This is a genomic window from Pseudomonas sp. Sample_20, assembly GCF_004307585.1.
GTDB classification, from domain to species: domain Bacteria; phylum Pseudomonadota; class Gammaproteobacteria; order Pseudomonadales; family Pseudomonadaceae; genus Aquipseudomonas; species Aquipseudomonas atacamensis.
Genome location: NZ_RCOA01000112.1, coordinates 13,610 through 29,862 on the forward strand (window position 1 = coordinate 13,610; position 16,253 = coordinate 29,862).

The window sequence follows — 16,253 nt, forward strand, 5'->3', positions numbered from 1 at the left end:
AGCGCTGTCCATGGTCAATACCGAACACCTGATCATCTGCGAGCACTGTGATTGCGTGTACGAGAAAGTCGTGCTCGGCAAACACCAGAAAACCCTGTGCGTGCGCTGCGGTGGCGTGCTGCAGCGCTTCAACGGCCTGACCATCGAGCAGCGTCTGGCGCTGACGTTCACGGCCGCGATGCTGTGGCTGTTCGCCAATTTCTATCCGGTGATGAGCATCAGCCTCAAAGGCATGAAAAACAGCGCAACCCTATGGGATTCGGTGCTCGCGCTGAGCCAGGGACCGATCACCTTTATCGCGATGGTCGCGGCGATCGCAATCATCATTGCCCCGGCATTTCAGTTGGTGTTGTTGATCTGGGTGTTGAGTTTTGCCCTCGGCCTGCGCCGGGCACCGGGGTTCAATCTGTGCATGCGCTGGCTGGAAACCCTGCGCCCGTGGAGCATGCTCGAGGTGTGCCTGCTGGGGGCGATGGTCGCGGTGTTCAAACTCGCCGGCCTGCTCGATGTGCTGCCGGGGATCGGCCTGTTCGCCCTGGCGGTGCTGAGCCTGATGATGATCCGCATTGCCGGCCGTGACATCCGCGAACTCTGGGACATTTTATGAAGCGTCCACCGACCGCCAGCGAACTTAACCTGTGCCTGTGCCACAGCTGTGGCCTGGCCTGCGATATGACCGACGAGCCACACGAATGCCCACGCTGTGATGCGCCTTTGCATCGGCGCAAGACCAATTCGCTGACGCGCACCTGGGCGTATATGCTCGCCGCCCTGGCCTTTTATATCCCGGCCAATCTGCTGCCGGTGATGAATACGGTGATGCTCGGCAACGGCGCCGACAGCACGATCATGAGTGGCGTGCTGGAGTTCTGGGAGGCCGGAGCGTGGGACATTGCCCTGATCATTTTCATCGCCAGCATCGCGGTCCCGGGGGTCAAATTCGTCGCCCTGACCTTGCTGCTCGTCACCGTGCAGCGCAACAGCGATTGGGCGCGCAGGGAGCGTTCGAAGCTGTACCGCTTCGTCGAACTGATCGGCTACTGGTCGATGCTCGATGTGCTGGTGGTCGCGCTGGTCGCGGCGCTGGTGAAGTTCCAGGCGCTGGGCGATATCGAGCCACGACCGGGCATCCTGTTCTTCGGCCTGGTCGTGGTGTTCACCATGCTCGCGGCGATGAGTTTCGACCCGCGCCTGATCTGGGACAGGGACACCAGCGACACGGTCAGCGACGTAGCGTCTGGAGCAGCACCTGCAACGGATGGCGCAGCGCCAGATCCGACTGGCGCTTGACCTGGCTGCGGCAGGAGTAGCCGGTCGCCAACGCCTCGCCCTGCTCCGCCGGAGCCTGCACCTGACGCGCCCACGACTGCTCGTAAATGACTGCCGAGGTCTGGCGATTACGTGCTTCGTGGCCGTAGGTGCCGGACATGCCGCAGCAACCGGTGGCTTGCGTGGCCAGCTTCAGACCGGCACGTTCAAAGACCTGTTCCCACTGGCGGGTCGCGGCCGGCGCGTTGGTTTTCTCCGTGCAATGGGCGAGCAGACGGAACGCTTTCGGCTGAGCCTCAGGCGTCCGTTCTGGCATGACCTTGAGTAACCACTCCTGCACCAGCGCTACTTCTGGGCACTCATTCAGGCCCGGTACTTTCAGGTATTCCTGGCGATAGACCAGAGTCATCGCCGGATCCAGCCCCAGCAGCGGCACGCCGGTCTGCGCCAGCGCCTGCAACTGCCCGGCGTTACGCAACGCCGCCCGATTGAACGCCGAGAGAAAGCCCTGCACGTGCAGCGGCTTGCCGTTGGCGCTGAACGGCGCGAGATAGACCTGATAACCCAGGCGCGAAATCAGCTCGACCAGATCAGCCAGCAGCGGCGCCTCGAAGTAGCGGGTGAAGGCGTCCTGCACGATGACCACGCTGCGTTCGCGTTGCTTCGGGGTCAGCGCCGACAACGTTGCGACGGTTGCCGGCTGCACCTGCCAACGGCGCATCCCCGCATGGAAATCGAAACGGCTGAGCAGCGGCACATCGACCATGCCACCGATCCGCGCCAGCGCGCCACGCACCCAGCCAGCACCCATCAGACCGTTATAAAGCGCCGGTACCCGCGCCATGTATGGAATGGTGTATTCCAGCGAGGCAATCAGGTAATCCCGTGCCGGACGCAGATAACGACTGTGATACAGCTCGAGAAAACGCGAGCGGAATTCCGGCACGTTGACCTTCACCGGGCACTGCCCCGCGCAGGATTTACAGGCCAGGCAACCGGCCATGGCGTCGTACACCTCATGGGAAAAATCCGCCGATGGATCGCGACTGTTGCGCCAGCGCTGCCACAGCGTGCTGAAAAACGCCGGTTTACGAATCGCATCCGAGAGTACGTCGACACCTGCCTCGCCCTGCAACCGCAGCCATTCGCGAATTAGCGAGGCGCGGCCCTTGGGCGATTGCGCGCGTTCGCGGGTGGCTTTCCACGACGGGCACATGGCGTCATCAGGATCGAAGTTGTAGCAGGCGCCGTTGCCATTGCAATGCATGGCCGCGCCGTAGCTTTGCCAGACTTTCTCGTCGATCTGCCGATCCAGCTCGCCGCGCAGGGTCACTTCGTCGATCTTCAGCAGTGCCGATCCGCTGTTGGCCGGCGTGGCGATTTTGCCCGGATTGAACTGGTTGAACGGGTCGAACGCGGCTTTCAAGGCTTGCAGCGCCGGGTACAACTCGCCGAAGAATGCCGGCGCGTATTCCGAACGCAGGCCCTTGCCATGCTCGCCCCAGAGCAGACCGCCGTAGCGCTGAGTCAGCGCCGCTACGCCATCGGACACCGGACGAACCAGCGCCGCTTGTTGCGGGTCTTTCATGTCGAGGATCGGCCGCACGTGCAGTACGCCGGCGTCGACATGGCCGAACATGCCGTACTGCAAGCCGTGGCTGTCGAGCAGGTCGCGCAGTTCGGCGATGTATTCGGCCAAATGCTGCGGCGGCACGGCGGTGTCTTCAACGAAAGGCTGCGGGCGGGCTTCACCGGCGACGTTGCCGAGCAGGCCCACCGCCCGTTTGCGCATGCCATAGACCTTGTTCACCGCTGCCTGACCAACCGCCAGCGTATGCCCCAGGCGCTCCACGGTGCGGTCGTTTTGCAGATGTTCGAGGAACGCTTCGACGCGGCGTTGCAGATCTTCGGGATCGTCACCGCAGAACTCGACCAGATTGATGCCCAGAGTCGGCCGCTCAGCGTTTTCCGGAAAATATTCGGCAACGCCGTGCCAGACGATGTCCTGCATCGCCAGCAGCAAGACCTTGGAGTCGACGGTTTCAATCGACAACGGCTTGAGCGCCATCAACGCCCGCGCATCACGCAAGGCATCCATGAACCCGGCGTAGCGGATGTTGACCAGCATCGTGTGCTTGGGAATCGGCAATACGTTCAACCGCGCTTCGACGACGAAGCCCAGCGAGCCCTCAGCGCCACACAGCACGCTGTTGAGGTTGAAGCGCTGGTCGGCCTCACGCAGATGCGCCAGGTCATAACCGGTCAGGCAGCGGTTGAGATCGGGAAAGCGTGCCTTGATCAGCTCGCCCTGTTCATCAATGATCTGCCGCGCACAACGATAGACTTCGCCGACGCGATCATCGCGGGCGCACTGCGCTGCAAGCTCATCCTCGGCCAGCGGCAGGCCGTGCAGACGCTCGCCGCCGCGCAGGATCATTTCAAGTTCCAGCACATGGTCGCGGGTCTTGCCGTAGGTGCAACTGCCCTGGCCGCTGGCGTCGGTGTTGATCATGCCGCCGACCGTGGCGCGGTTCGAGGTCGACAGTTCCGGAGCAAAAAACAGCCCGGCGGACTTCAGCGCGGCGTTGAGCTGGTCCTTGACCACCCCGGCCTGCACCCGCACCCAGCGCTGTTCAACGTTGATTTCCAGAATGCGATTCATGTGCCGCGACAGATCGACGACGATGCCATCCGTCAGCGATTGGCCGTTGGTGCCGGTGCCACCGCCACGCGGGGTGATCACCACTTTCTCGTACGCCGGTTCGGCAATCAGCCGCGCCACACGTGCAACGTCTTCGGCGTCCAGCGGAAACACCGCCGCTTGCGGCAAGCGCTGATAGATCGAGTTGTCGGTCGCGAGCACCACGCGGCTGGCGTAATCAGCGCTGATTTCACCGCGAAAACCGCTGTTTTTCAGGGCGGCGAGAAATCGTTGGTAATCGCTGGTCAAGGCTTTGGCGGGCGACAGCTGGGCAATCATCGGTCGGGTCATCTCGGTCAAATCGGGCTGTGTGGCGGTGAACAGTTGTGCGCAAGGAATGATTGCGTCAGGCTCCGCCATCTGATTGCGCCCATGTTCATTGCTGGCCAGCCATGGAACAAGCGTAATTTCGACCCGCTATCGATGAGTTTTACGAATGAACCCGCGCACCCTCACACCGTCCATGTCGCTGCTGCTGGCTTTCGAGGCCGCCGCTCGCCACGAGAGCTACACCCGCGCCGCCCATGAGCTGTCACTGACGCAGAGCGCGGTCAGCCGTCAGGTACAGATTCTCGAGAAGATGCTCGGCATGCGCTTGTTCAGCCGCGAAGGCCGGCAGGTGGTGCTGACGGATGTCGGGCGCATGTATCAGCGCGAACTCAGCGAAGCCCTCGGGCAGATTCGCAGCGCAACCTTGCAGGCGATGGCGTTTGGTTCGGGCATCCATAGCCTGCGCCTGGCGACGCTGCCAACCTTCGGTTCGAAATGGCTGCTGCCACGGTTGAAGGATTTCTACACGGCGCACCCGGGCATGACCGTGCACTTGCATTCGCGAATCGAAACCATCGATTTCGACACCAGCGAAATCGACGCCGCCATCTGTGTCGGCGGCGGGGAGTGGCCAGGCCTGACCGCCCTGCCCCTGCACACCGAAGAACTGGTGGCGATTGCCAGCGCGCAGCTGTCGGCGACTGAACGCGACGAGGCCGAGCGGCACATGGCCGGGCAGTTGCTGCTCAACGTCAGCAGCAATGCCCAGGCATGGGCGGAATGGTTCAGCCATCACCAACTGGCGCATCGCAGCATGCGGATCGGGCCGAGCTTCGAAATGACCTCGCACTTGATTCAGGCAGTACGCGCCAATATCGGCGTCGGCCTGGTGCCGCGGATTCTCGTCGAGGAGGAATTGCTCAAGGGCGAATTGCTGCAACTGGGAGAGCCAATTACCAGCCGACGCAGCTATTACCTGGTGTACCCGCCGCGCAATGAGAATTTGCCTTCGTTGAAGGCGTTCAGAGATTGGCTGATTGATACCCTCTGAAGGATCGCGTCGCGGCCATTCGCGAGCAGGCTCGCTCCCACAGGAAAATGTATGCCATGTGTGGGAGCGAGCCTGCTCGCGAAGAGGCCGGTTGCAACGACCTCAAAACCTCGGTTTGACCGCCCGCCAATCCGCCTTGTACCGCTGCATCTGCCGCACATCATCCCTCTGGCGAATCCCGCACGTCAGGTACTGATCATGCAGCCTGGCCAGTTGCTCATGATCCAGCTCCAACCCCAACCCCGGAGCGCGAGTGATCTTCACGCAGCCATCGACAATCGGCAGCTTGCCGCCCTTGATCACTTCCTCGTCCGGCTCCTGCCACGGGTAATGGGTGTCGCAGGCGTAATCCAGATTCGGCACTGCCGCCGCGACATGCGCCATGGCCATCAGGCTGATGCCCAGGTGCGAGTTGGAATGCATCGACACGCCGAGGCCGAACACGTCGCACATTTTCGCCAGCGTCTGCGTATCCCGCAGGCCACCCCAGTAATGGTGGTCGGCGAGGACGATCTGCACGCTGTTCTGCGCAATGCTGCGGCGGAACTCGTCGAAATCAGTGACCACCATATTGGTCGCCAAGGGCAGACCGGTGCGCTTGTGCAGTTCAGCCATGCCATCAAGCCCCGGGGTCGGGTCTTCGTAATACTGCAGGTCATCGCCGAGCAGTTCGGCCATGCGAATCGCCGTCTCCAGCGACCAATTGCCGTTCGGGTCGATGCGCAGCGGCAATCCCGGAAAGGCTTTTTTCAGTGCCTTGATGCAAGCCACTTCATGCTCCGGCGGCAAGGTGCCCGCCTTGAGCTTGATGCTCTTGAATCCGTACGCTTCGATCATCCGCGCTGCCTGCGCGACGATCTGTTGCTCGCTCAGCGCCTCGCCCCAGTTGTCCGGTTTGTAGGGGGAGTCGATATGCTCGGCGTACTTGAAAAACAGGTAAGCGCTGAACGGCACTTCATCGCGGATCGCCCCGCCGAGCAGGTCCACCAGCGGCACGTTCAGGTAGCGCGCCTGCAAATCAAGAAACGCTACTTCGAATGCCGAGTAGGCATTGCTCACTGCTTTGCTGGCGTGGGAACCGGGGGCCAGTTCGGCGCCAGCGACGCTGGCGGGTTTATTCGCCGCCACGGTGGCCTGCACGATCGCGCGCAACTGATTGAGGTTGAACGGATCAAGGCCGATCAATTGGCTCTGCAATTGTTGCTGGATCGCCAGCGCCGGGGCATCGCCGTAGCTTTCGCCGAGGCCGATGTAGCCGTTGTCACTCTCGATTTCGATGATCGAGCGCAGGGCAAAGGGTTCGTGGATGCCACTGGCGTTGAGCAGTGGCGGATCGCGGAAGGCAATCGGGGTGACGCTGACACGGGTGATTTTCAAGATAACGCTCCTGACAGATCAACAATCGATTCAGTGGCTCGCAGCCGGACGAGCCGGCGCCACAGCGGCTGCTTCGTCACTTGGCTTTGCCGGGGTTTTACCTTTGGCGCCAGGCGCCGTGCGGGCGAAGAAGATCACCACGGCGGCGATCAGCGATGTCGCCGCCAGGCCATACAGGCCGCCCTCGATGGAGCCGGTGGTTTGTTCGAGAATGCCGAACGCGGTCGGCGCGACGAAGCCGCCAAGGTTGCCGATGGAGTTGATCAGCGCGATCACCGCCGCAGCGATACGCGCGTCCAGATAGCTTTGCGGAATCGGCCAGAACAGCGCCGACGCTGCTTTGAAACCGATAGCGGCGAAGCAGATGGCGACGAAGGCAAACACCGGCCCGCCAGTGGTCGACATGAACATGCCGACCGCCGCGATCACCAAGGTCAGCGCGACCCAGGCCTGCTGGAATTTCCATTTGCCGGCCATCGCTGCGAAGCCATACATGGCGACAATCGAAATGATCCACGGAATCGAATTGAGCAGCCCGACCTGGAAATCTCCGAGGTTACCCATCTTCTTGATCATGCTCGGCAACCAGAACGTCGCGCCGTAAATGGTCAGGGCAATGGAAAAATAGATGAAGCAGAACAGCGCGATCTGTCGGTCAGCCAACAGCTTGAACATCGACGGCTTGGCGACTTGTACCGCTTCGCGAGCGCGCTGCTCCTCGGCAATCGCCGCGACCAGTGCGTCTCGCTCTTCCTCGCTCAGCCACTTGGCTTGGCGCGGGTGCGATTGCAGCCAGAACCAGACGAATGCGCACAACACCACCGAAGCCGCGCCCTCGATGAGAAACATCCACTGCCAACCGTGCATGCCCAATCCGCTGATATGCAACAGCGCACCGGACACCGGGCCGGAAATCACCGAGGCAATCGCTGAGCCGCTGAGAAACACCGCCATGGTTTTGCCGCGCTCGGACGCTGGCAGCCATTGGGTGAAGTAATAAATGATCCCCGGGAAAAACCCGGCCTCGGCCGCACCGAGAATAAAGCGCAGCACGTAGAAACTGGTTTCGCCCTGAACAAACGCCATGGCCATGGCCGCAGCGCCCCAGGTGAACATGATCCGCGTCAGCCAGACCCGCGCGCCGTAGCGCTGCAACAGCATGTTCGACGGCACTTCGAACAGTGCGTAACCGATGAAAAACAGCCCGGCGCCAAGTCCGTACGCCGCTGCGCCGATACCCAGATCGGTTTCCAGATGGCTGCGCACGAAACCAATGTTGACCCGGTCGATGTAATTGACGATGAACATCACCACGAATAGCGGCAGCACGTGGCGTTTGACCTTGGCGGCGGCGCGGGCGAGCACCGTGATGTCCGGCGGACTCTGGAGGGTTTTCAAGGGGCGACTCCCGATCTTGTTTTTTTAGGGATGACTTGAAGCAATGAGCCGATCATGGACGTCGCGCATTGATCCCGTCTAATCTAAACAGGCATTCGATTGATACCCGGATTAGATCAATGTTCGAGCTCACCCAACTGCGCTGTTTCACCACGGTCGCCACCGAACTCAACTTTCGCCGCGCCGCCGAGCGCCTGAACATGACCCAGCCGCCACTGAGTCGGCAGATTCAGCTGCTGGAGCATCACCTTGGCGTCGAATTGTTTACCCGCAGCACCCGAAGCGTTGCGCTGACGGCGGCGGGCCGGGCGTTTTTCGTTGAAGCGCAGAATCTGCTGGAGCGCGCCCAGCAAGCAGCGATCACCGCACGCCGGTTTGCCGAGGGCGACATTGGCTCGGTGAACATCGCGTTCGTCGGCAGCGCGGTATATGAATTTCTGCCCAAGGTGATCGCCGAAGCGCGGCTTAAACAGCCTCAGGTGAAAATCGATCTGGCAGAGATGAATACCTATCAGCAGCACGAGGCCTTGCGCGCTCGTCGTATCGACCTGGGCATTGCCCGCGCGCCATTGCAGGAACCGGGCTATGCCACCGAATGCCTGGTGCGCGAACCATTTGTGCTGGCGGTGCCGAGCGGGCATCGGTTGGCCAATGCAGCTGAGGTGTCAGTGGCTGATCTGGATAAACAACCGTTCCTGATGTACTCCCATGAAGCCTATCCGCCGTTCAACGAACTGTTGACCGGCACGCTGCGCTCAGCGCGGGTGGCGCCGGATTACGTGCAGTGGCTGGGCTCGTCGCTGACGATTCTGGCGCTGGTCAACGCTGGCATGGGTCTGGCGCTGGTTCCACGTTGCGCGACCAGCGTGGTGTTCAGGAATGTGGTGTTTCGCGAGATCGATCTGGGCGAAGGGGTGCAAAGCGAACTGCATCTGATCTGGCGTGAGAACAATGACAACCCGGCGTTCGCGATGTTGCTGGAGGCGATTCGCCGGGCGGTGGTGCAGGGTTGGGGCTGAAGAAGTTTATCGTCTAGACCGTGGTTTCAGAGGCGGCGGCGCACTGGGGCCTTTGATCAAGGGCACGTCCAGCATTTTTCCGTCCGGCCCGACAAAGAGTCGCTCTAAATGCTTTGGCATGGGTTGTGGTGCTCTGGCAGTTGGCATGTTGATCCCTCTGATACTGGGCTGAACTCGACCCATTTGACTTTCGCGGAATCTATCAACAAAAACTCCGCGCCAATAGATGCAGGTTGGCCATCATCCGTGAGCCAACGCGGATATTTCATGATGAACTGACCATTGGATGATTCCCGTGGCCACTCGACCGGCCAGCCAAATACGCGCCTTTCATCGTTCAAATGCAGAGTTATGAAGCGCTCATGTTGGGCGAAAGCGCAGAACCATTCACTGGGGAAAGAAGATTGTTTCGTGACGTTTCGCTTACGTAACCAGCCGTGCAATTTGTCACTCGTAGCCAGGTAACAGGCAAACAAACCCAGCATCAGCGAAAACACAAATGCCCAGAGCGTTTGCGCCCGATCATCCCAGTTTCCTAATGAAAAACCCTTCGAGCCAATCCACAAACATAGGTTGCCCACCGCCAACACCGCGCCCTGAATCACAAATGTGAATATCAGCGCCTGCACGATCTGGCCGAACGTATCCGGTCGCTTGAATGCCGTAAGTGAATAGAAGATCCAGGTCGATAGAAAACCTGGGATGAGATACTGCAACAGCGGAATGATGTCCTTGACCAGATCATCCATGATCCGAGACTCCTTTCAGTCATGCCGATCCCGTCACGGGCCGACATTCAAAGCCTAGTCAAGGATCCTGCTGCGCCTCGCGGGCAACTGTCACAGCTCATTGCGAGCGTTTGATTGGAGTCTCCATCCAATGAAAAAAGGCAGACACCGAACTTCGGTGTCTGCCTTTTTTGAGATCCGGGCGCCCGGTTACAGGCAGTCACGCACCGATTGGCGCAGCGATCCGGACTTGGCCCAAGGCGGCCCTTGGTAGAGGGACACCTTGCTGCCGTCCTTGTATTTGACGATATCGAGAATCTCATCCGCCGTGATAATGCTCGGCGCGGTAATCCGGTAGCCGTTGGAAATCGACGTCTGCGAAGTCTTGGCCACGTCCTTCTGCCACAACGGTAACAAACACGCGGCATATTCCTTGGGAGGCTTGTCACTGGTCTTGCTGAGGTTTGGCTCGCCCGGCACCAGCGATGCTGGTAACGAGCAACCCGTCAACAGGGCCAGTGCCAAAGTGCCGATCCATACGCGCATGCTGTTTACCTGTTCCGAAAAAACGTGAATGTACCGTTTAACGGCGTGCACATCCATCGTGGCACCCCGCCGTTACCGGGGTTTGGACAATTTTTTACATCGGTTCAGCCGGGCGTCAGATGGCCTGGCCCCAGGTGGAAAAATGCGACTACTCTTTTCTACCGAGAATGTTCTGGAGGTGATCATGCGGCTCAATGAATACGAACACGAACTTCAACGGGATTTGCAAAGCGTGGCGTCGGACCTGAGATGGTCGGCGGTCGATCTCAAGCGCATCGCTGAACAACTGCGTAAATCCGGCAACGAGGCAGACGCCCAGACCGTGTTGCGGTCGTGCGAAATCCTGCAAAGCGACGAAGAGAGATTGCAGATCTATGCCAAGGAGGTAAAAGCCCGGACCATCAGCCGAATCAAGGTGCACTGACTTCTGATCCAAACAGAAGCCCCGGTCGAAACCGGGGCTCTTTCGTTATAACGCATCAACTCACGTTCTGGCTTTGCACCCGCTTGGCGCGTTGCTTGTAACCAGGAAGCGCCGCCGCATAGGCCATCGCCTCCTCTCTGCTGGTGAATGACGCCAACCGGTCGCCCTGAGTGCAAACCCGCCATGGGCCGTTGTTGACGCTGAGCACGTCATAACCGTTCATGTGCAGCTTGTTCAGCATTGGAATGCTCATGAGCACCTCCATTTCGTCAACGGTGTTTTCGGTGTACGGGCTTACCTTACACCCGCTCCCCGCTGCGGTGTAAACCGGATTCGCCCTGGCACATGTCAATTCACTGGCACTTTTTGCTACGCAAATGGCTCCGAATCAAGAGGGAACCTTTAAATCCGCTTGCGGCTCGAATATTGCAGATTGATTACAGATTTATGACACGCATCAACAGGGCAATCATGAAAGTACGCGCCACCGTCATTTGCGAACAGGATCGCCATATCCTCCTGGTACGCAAACCCCGCCATCATTGGTCATTGCCCGGCGGCAAGGTCGAACCCGGGGAAACCCGTGCGGCGGCAGCCGTGCGCGAGTTGCAGGAGGAAACCGGGCTCAATGCTGAGGACGTCCTGTACCTGATGGATTTTCAGGCGGGCAGTACGCGGCATCATGTGTACGAGGCTTCGGTGGTCAACATCGACGACGTGCGCCCGCAGAACGAAATCGTCGATTGCATCTGGTACCCGCTCGATGCCGTGCACAATCTTGAAACCAATGACGCGACACGGCGCATCGTGCAGGCCTTCCAACGCCGTTTATGACAATCAGCCGGCGAACGCCCGGCGACCGGCGCTGATTTCCGTTCGCAACTCACCGATGAAATTGGAAATATCGCGAATCGTCACCAGATGCTCGGGAGAAACGCCGTCAAGCAACAACTCGACACGCCCACTGCCCGGCTCATACACCTTGATCCGCAACAGACCTTGTCCGGTCGGTGTGCAATCACACTTGAACGTGGGGAAGCCTGACTCGACGATCCGGCAGATATCGGCAATGGCAAGCATGGACGGGCGCCTCGCAGGCGGAGAATCGATCCATCGAGCATAGACCCACGGTGTGTTTACTGCCCGCTCGAGAATGCCAAGCCGATCACAACTCACTCATGCCATTCAATGCGCGTCGTGATCCCAGATCCAGTTCCACATTCCGGGCAGATTCACCGGCTCAGCGCTTTGCTGAACCGTACGCGCCAACGCAGCTTTTTCCAGTGCGGCCTGATTGTCGTAGAACGGCTTGTCCGCCAGTCTGACCCCGGTCGCCGCCGCGCTATCGAGCAGAATCTGCAGATATTCGCGAGTGTGGCGCGCGGTGTAGCGATTGAGGTCATGGAACGTCACCACGACCGGGATCACGCCATCCACGGTCGGCAATTGACCCACGGCGATGCGCTCGCGCACTTCCGATAACTGCCGCAGCATATTCGCCCGACGCCGAGGGCTGGCGTTGAAGCCCCAGATCTTGCCGTCGTTGGCACTCATGTCCGTGAGCAAGACATGCAAGCCGTGTTTTTGATAGGCCGCAAATGTGCGCTTGTCGTAGTTCCAGAACGGTGGGCGCAACAGCTTGGGCTGCGCCCCGGTGATAGCGGCGATGTCAGCACTGCCATCGGTCAGCGACTGCTCCAGTTCTTGCGGGTCGAGCGAGCGATGGTTGGTGTGCCAATGAGTCGCGGTGTGGAAAGCGAGAATATGCCCCTCGGCGTGTTCACGACGCATCAGGCTGCGACCGATCTCGCTGTTGCCTGCCCTGGGTGCTCGGGTCTGCACGAAAAACACGGCTTTGATATTTGCCTGCAGCGGATTGCTTTTGAGGCTGTCGAGCACCGTGGCCGTGGGATTCCACCATCCTGAAGCACTTGGGCCATCATCGAACGTCAGCAGAAAACGTACGGAGGCCTGGGCCATCAGGCGCGTTTTGGTTTGCGTGGTCATGTCGATCGGCGCGGCGATGCAGCCGGCCAGACCGAGCGCGATGAGCGCAGCACAAAGAACTTTGCATCCGGATGTCATGTCTTGCCCTGAGGCCGCGGCCGTGGTGTTGTCGAATGGCAAACCTCCCTCGCCTTTGCCCATCCCTGCGCGGCTATCCGCGAGCGCAGGTTGGATAAGGTACACAGGGTTTGGTTCCGGTGCTGGTTTCAGTGCGTCATCGGCCGGCACATTGGCAGGTCCGACTAGACTCAAATTTCCTCAAGGAGATTTCATCCATGTGCGGAAGACTCACGCAGTACCGGGGGATTCACGATTTCGTTGCGGTGCTGAGCATCCCGGATGCGTTGATCAATCACGTCGGCGATGCGCCACTGGATCGCTACAACGCAGCGCCCACCACTGCGCTGGCGGTTCTGCATCAGCACGAACAGGCCATTCATGCCGACAATCTGCGCTGGGGCTGGCGCCCGCATTGGGCCAAAAATCGTGCCCCACCTATCAACGCTCGGGTAGAGAAAGTCGCCCACGGCGCGTTCTTCCGGGCGATCTGGCGGCAGCGGCTGATCGTGCCGGTCGACAATTGGTTTGAGTGGGTTGATAGCGGGGAAAAATCCCGACAGCCCTGGTTGATTCGTCGGGCGGATCAGGCTCCGGTCTTCTGCGCCGGTATCGGCCAGTTTCCGGCACCGGGGGTTGCGCCAAGGGAGGACGACGGGTTCGTCATCATCACCGCTGACAGCCTGGGCGGCCTGCTCGATATTCACGATCGACGCCCAGTGGTCTTCGATTCGGCGCGAGCTCGGGAATGGCTTGATCCGGCTACGCCACTGGAACGCGCCGAGCAGATGCTGCTGTTTGAAGGCGAGCCCAGTGAGGCCTTCGAATGGTACAAAGTCGGCAAAGCGGTCGGCAATACGCGTAATCAGGGTGCGCAATTGATAGAACGAGTCGACTAAATAATCCGGCCATTCTTGCGTTAATCAAGCAACGCCGCCACTGAGTCCCCTGCGTTACAAAAAGTGTTTCAAGCGCGATACATCCCCCGTAAAACAGCCGTTTGAGCGAATCAACCGCCTGTCAGACATTTCGACAGTCATACATACATTTTCCCGCGCTGCGGATAGCATGCGCGCCGCCTTTCCGATTGGTATACCAGTTGACCAAAGAGTCAAAGAAATCAGGAATCCATCAACAACTTTCAAGCCTTGCAGAGAAATAAGTGAGCGACGATTTTGCAATCAAACAGGTCAGCGGCCTGAAGTGTGTCCATCTGTCCAAGACAGAACGCCTGGAACTCGACTGTTTTATCGGCCATTACATCAAGACCCGAAACCTGCACAGCGTGCCCGATATCGAACTCACCCTGCGCAGCACCCTCGAGGGTTACCCCGGTCATCCGCCGGTGATGGTCAATGAGCTCAATGCGTGGATCGATCGAACGTTGGGGTATCGCGCGACCTACCCGGACTTCACGCAGCTGGCAGACCTCTGAAACGCGAAGAGCCCCGCTGCTGCGGGGCTCTTCGTATGGGTTGTTCAAGGTTTCAGCGGACGCTCCTGATCGCGGTCCGACAGCTCGCGGCTGTCATCGTGCTTCCAGGTTTTTTCCTGCCTCTTTTGCCGCTCGATTTCTTCTTCTGTTGGCTCATCATCTTCCGCACGCGTTTGCTCAGTTGCCATGTGCACCTCCCCTCAGAACAGTTGATGATCGTTAAAGGGTAGAACACTTTTGCGCGCCCAGATTCACCAAGGAATTTTGTCCCGCGCGGCGTACCATAGCGCCATCCACCCTTACGTCAGGAAGACGCCATGCTTTACCGAATCGCCGCCGACGGGCTGGTGCTGTTTCACTTGTGTTTCATCTTGTTCGTGCTGTTCGGCGGGCTGCTGGTGCTGCGCTGGCCACGATTGATGTGGTTGCACTTGCCCGCGGCCGCATGGGGCGTGGCGGTCGAGGTATTGCACCTGACCTGTCCGTTGACCTACTGGGAAAACCTCATGCGCCACGCGGCCGGGCAGACCGAATACGCCGGCGGCTTCATTGAGCATTACATCTGGCCGATCATCTACCCGGCCGGTCTGACGCCGCAGATTCAACTGGCCCTCGGCAGCGTGGTACTGGCGGTCAACCTGTTGGTGTACGCACAACTGCTGCGCTCGTGGAAACTGCGCCGGGCCCGGCGCATTCCGTTTTAACGCGAGGCCGGTTTCAACGTTTCCAGCCACTGCGGATCGAAGCGTGGCTGGTCACAATCAAGTCCCTGCGCCTGCATCCGCGCCTTGTGCTGTTCGACTTCGTCACGCAGTTGTCCGTGATCGCTGGAGTTGCCGTCCAGCTCATGCATTTGCAGCAATCCGAGGTGATAGAAACGCAACACCTTCATCGCCGTCGGATCGTCGTTCTGCACCGCCGCTGTCACCTGATGCATGACATTGGTGATGCTCATCAGATTGCGCTTGAGGCGCCAGCTGTACACCGCCGGGGCCATCCAGGTCTGATGCCAGAAACGCCCGCGCAACAGCGCCGCCGTCAGCAGAAACGCCACGAATACGCCGCCGACATTGAAACGCAGGTTATCCCCGTCGGGTTCACCGAACACTGCCACCGCAACCGACGAAAACAGCATGGCCAGCAGCAGAAACAGCACGGCGATGATGATCGTGCTGCGGCGGGTCTGCTGACGAAAGGTAGCGGGGTCCATCGGCTGAATCTCGAACATCGAAAATGACTTCCTTGAGTGGCAAAACGCGCAACGGAAAAAACTCGCCAGCGCATTATCGCATCGCACCGGGTTTTAGCTATGCTGGGGCTCCTTTTCATCTTTTCAAAGTCCAACGGGACATGGCGGTATAACGCAGATCGTGCCATCTTCATTCATGGATACACACTATTCGGATGCCATCCGCTGCGTTGTGGATGACATCGTTTTAAGGATCACTGCATGACCCAACGACACGTAATCAATGCCTCGGTCAGTCCGAAAGGCAGTCTGGAAACCCTTTCTCAACGTGAAGTCCAGCAACTGAGCGAAGCCGGATCCGGCAGCACCTATACCCTCTTCCGCCAGTGCGCCCTGGCCATCCTCAACACCGGCGCGCATGTCGACAATGCCAAGACCATCCTCGAAGCCTACAAGGACTTCGAAATCCGCATTCACCAACAGGATCGCGGTGTACGCCTGGAGCTGCTGAACGCTCCGGCTGACGCGTTCGTCGACGGCGAGATGATCGCCAGCACCCGCGAAATGCTCTTCAGCGCCCTGCGCGATATTGTCTACACCGAGAACGAACTCGACAGCCAGCGCATCGACCTGAGCAATTCCCAAGGCATCAGCGACTACGTGTTCCACCTGCTGCGCAACGCGCGCACCCTGCGCCCGGGCGTTGAGCCGAAGATCGTGGTGTGCTGGGGCGGTCACTCGATCAACACCGAAGAATACAAATACACCAAGAAAGTCGGCCA

Annotated in this window: 20 protein-coding genes; 10 read left to right on the top strand and 10 right to left on the bottom strand. The window is 59.6% G+C overall.

Features of this window, described 5'->3' with window-relative positions; all coding sequences use genetic code 11:
* Positions 1 to 10: 10 nt before the first annotated feature.
* Positions 11 to 607 carry a paraquat-inducible protein A gene (locus D8U70_RS22905; RefSeq protein WP_110645622.1) on the top strand — a complete coding sequence of 199 codons (597 nt, stop codon included), beginning with the start codon at positions 11 to 13 and terminating at the stop codon, positions 605 to 607.
* Positions 604 to 1,290 carry a paraquat-inducible protein A gene (locus D8U70_RS22910; RefSeq protein WP_130929789.1) on the top strand — a complete coding sequence of 229 codons (687 nt, stop codon included), beginning with the start codon at positions 604 to 606 and terminating at the stop codon, positions 1,288 to 1,290. The genes D8U70_RS22905 and D8U70_RS22910 overlap by 4 nt, the downstream gene beginning before the upstream one ends.
* Here the strand turns inward: D8U70_RS22910 and D8U70_RS22915 are convergent.
* Positions 1,223 to 4,249, bottom strand: a complete 3,027-nt coding sequence (locus D8U70_RS22915; RefSeq protein ID WP_130929796.1) for an FAD-binding and (Fe-S)-binding domain-containing protein — start codon at positions 4,247 to 4,249, stop codon at positions 1,223 to 1,225. The genes D8U70_RS22910 and D8U70_RS22915 overlap by 68 nt on opposite strands.
* Positions 4,250 to 4,406: 157 nt before the next feature.
* Here D8U70_RS22915 and D8U70_RS22920 point away from each other — a divergent pair, with 157 nt between their 5' ends.
* On the top strand, positions 4,407 to 5,291 hold the full coding sequence (locus tag D8U70_RS22920) for a LysR substrate-binding domain-containing protein (protein WP_130929790.1): 885 nt from the start codon (positions 4,407 to 4,409) through the stop codon (positions 5,289 to 5,291).
* 102 nt (positions 5,292 to 5,393) lie between these two features.
* Here D8U70_RS22920 and D8U70_RS22925 read toward each other — a convergent pair whose 3' ends face one another.
* Positions 5,394 to 6,668 carry a glucarate dehydratase family protein gene (locus D8U70_RS22925; protein ID WP_130929791.1) on the bottom strand — a complete coding sequence of 425 codons (1,275 nt, stop codon included), beginning with the start codon at positions 6,666 to 6,668 and terminating at the stop codon, positions 5,394 to 5,396.
* Positions 6,669 to 6,698: 30 nt separating this feature from the next.
* Entirely contained in the window at positions 6,699 to 8,066 is a 1,368-nt protein-coding gene (locus tag D8U70_RS22930) for an MFS transporter (protein WP_016775065.1), read from the bottom strand.
* A gap of 119 nt (positions 8,067 to 8,185) precedes the next feature.
* On the opposite strand from D8U70_RS22930, the gene D8U70_RS22935 reads away from it, so the two are divergent.
* Entirely contained in the window at positions 8,186 to 9,085 is a 900-nt protein-coding gene (locus D8U70_RS22935) for a LysR family transcriptional regulator (RefSeq protein WP_016775066.1), read from the top strand.
* A gap of 104 nt (positions 9,086 to 9,189) precedes the next feature.
* On the opposite strand, the gene D8U70_RS22940 is transcribed toward D8U70_RS22935, so the two are convergent.
* Together D8U70_RS22940 and D8U70_RS22945 are read right to left on the bottom strand one after the other, a co-directional pair.
* The gene (locus tag D8U70_RS22940) at positions 9,190 to 9,834 is read right to left on the bottom strand and encodes a DUF6338 family protein (RefSeq protein ID WP_071172747.1); all 645 of its coding nucleotides are present in this window, start codon (positions 9,832 to 9,834) and stop codon (positions 9,190 to 9,192) included.
* Positions 9,835 to 10,023: 189 nt separating this feature from the next.
* Positions 10,024 to 10,359, bottom strand: a complete 336-nt coding sequence (locus D8U70_RS22945) for a hypothetical protein (RefSeq protein WP_024013232.1) — start codon at positions 10,357 to 10,359, stop codon at positions 10,024 to 10,026.
* 184 nt (positions 10,360 to 10,543) lie between these two features.
* On the opposite strand from D8U70_RS22945, the gene D8U70_RS22950 reads away from it, so the two are divergent.
* A complete protein-coding gene (locus D8U70_RS22950) occupies positions 10,544 to 10,783 on the top strand; it encodes a hypothetical protein (RefSeq protein ID WP_041480783.1) in 240 nt (79 codons plus the stop codon).
* A gap of 55 nt (positions 10,784 to 10,838) precedes the next feature.
* On the opposite strand, the gene D8U70_RS22955 is transcribed toward D8U70_RS22950, so the two are convergent.
* A complete protein-coding gene (locus D8U70_RS22955; RefSeq protein ID WP_024013234.1) occupies positions 10,839 to 11,036 on the bottom strand; it encodes a hypothetical protein in 198 nt (65 codons plus the stop codon).
* 218 nt (positions 11,037 to 11,254) lie between these two features.
* Between D8U70_RS22955 and D8U70_RS22960 the strand changes: the two genes are divergently transcribed.
* Positions 11,255 to 11,617 (top strand): NUDIX hydrolase, encoded by a 363-nt coding sequence (locus D8U70_RS22960; protein ID WP_039763474.1) that lies wholly within the window; start codon positions 11,255 to 11,257, stop codon positions 11,615 to 11,617.
* A 3-nt stretch (positions 11,618 to 11,620) separates the two neighbouring features.
* Here the strand turns inward: D8U70_RS22960 and D8U70_RS22965 are convergent, their stop codons facing one another.
* Together D8U70_RS22965 and D8U70_RS22970 are read right to left on the bottom strand one after the other, a co-directional pair.
* The gene (locus tag D8U70_RS22965; protein ID WP_016775073.1) at positions 11,621 to 11,863 is read right to left on the bottom strand and encodes a DUF1652 domain-containing protein; all 243 of its coding nucleotides are present in this window, start codon (positions 11,861 to 11,863) and stop codon (positions 11,621 to 11,623) included.
* A 105-nt stretch (positions 11,864 to 11,968) separates the two neighbouring features.
* Entirely contained in the window at positions 11,969 to 12,868 is a 900-nt protein-coding gene (locus D8U70_RS22970) for a polysaccharide deacetylase family protein (RefSeq protein ID WP_130929792.1), read from the bottom strand.
* 197 nt (positions 12,869 to 13,065) lie between these two features.
* Between D8U70_RS22970 and D8U70_RS22975 the strand changes: the two genes are divergently transcribed.
* Positions 13,066 to 13,746 carry an SOS response-associated peptidase family protein gene (locus D8U70_RS22975; protein ID WP_122747731.1) on the top strand — a complete coding sequence of 227 codons (681 nt, stop codon included), beginning with the start codon at positions 13,066 to 13,068 and terminating at the stop codon, positions 13,744 to 13,746.
* A 263-nt stretch (positions 13,747 to 14,009) separates the two neighbouring features.
* Complete coding sequence (locus D8U70_RS22980; protein WP_130929793.1) at positions 14,010 to 14,282, top strand: hypothetical protein; 273 nt, start codon at positions 14,010 to 14,012, stop codon at positions 14,280 to 14,282.
* Positions 14,283 to 14,326: 44 nt separating this feature from the next.
* Here D8U70_RS22980 and D8U70_RS27815 read toward each other — a convergent pair whose 3' ends face one another.
* Complete coding sequence (locus D8U70_RS27815) at positions 14,327 to 14,470, bottom strand: hypothetical protein (RefSeq protein ID WP_024013238.1); 144 nt, start codon at positions 14,468 to 14,470, stop codon at positions 14,327 to 14,329.
* A gap of 129 nt (positions 14,471 to 14,599) precedes the next feature.
* Between D8U70_RS27815 and D8U70_RS22985 the strand changes: the two genes are divergently transcribed.
* On the top strand, positions 14,600 to 14,986 hold the full coding sequence (locus tag D8U70_RS22985; RefSeq protein ID WP_130929794.1) for a DUF2784 domain-containing protein: 387 nt from the start codon (positions 14,600 to 14,602) through the stop codon (positions 14,984 to 14,986).
* Here D8U70_RS22985 and D8U70_RS22990 read toward each other — a convergent pair.
* Positions 14,983 to 15,510, bottom strand: a complete 528-nt coding sequence (locus D8U70_RS22990; protein WP_073471164.1) for a DUF3087 domain-containing protein — start codon at positions 15,508 to 15,510, stop codon at positions 14,983 to 14,985. The two genes, D8U70_RS22985 and D8U70_RS22990, sit on opposite strands and share 4 nt — an antisense overlap.
* A gap of 222 nt (positions 15,511 to 15,732) precedes the next feature.
* Here D8U70_RS22990 and D8U70_RS22995 point away from each other — a divergent pair.
* Positions 15,733 to 16,253: pyrimidine/purine nucleosidase domain-containing protein (locus D8U70_RS22995; RefSeq protein WP_130929795.1), on the top strand; the 521-nt coding region annotated here is incomplete at its 3' end.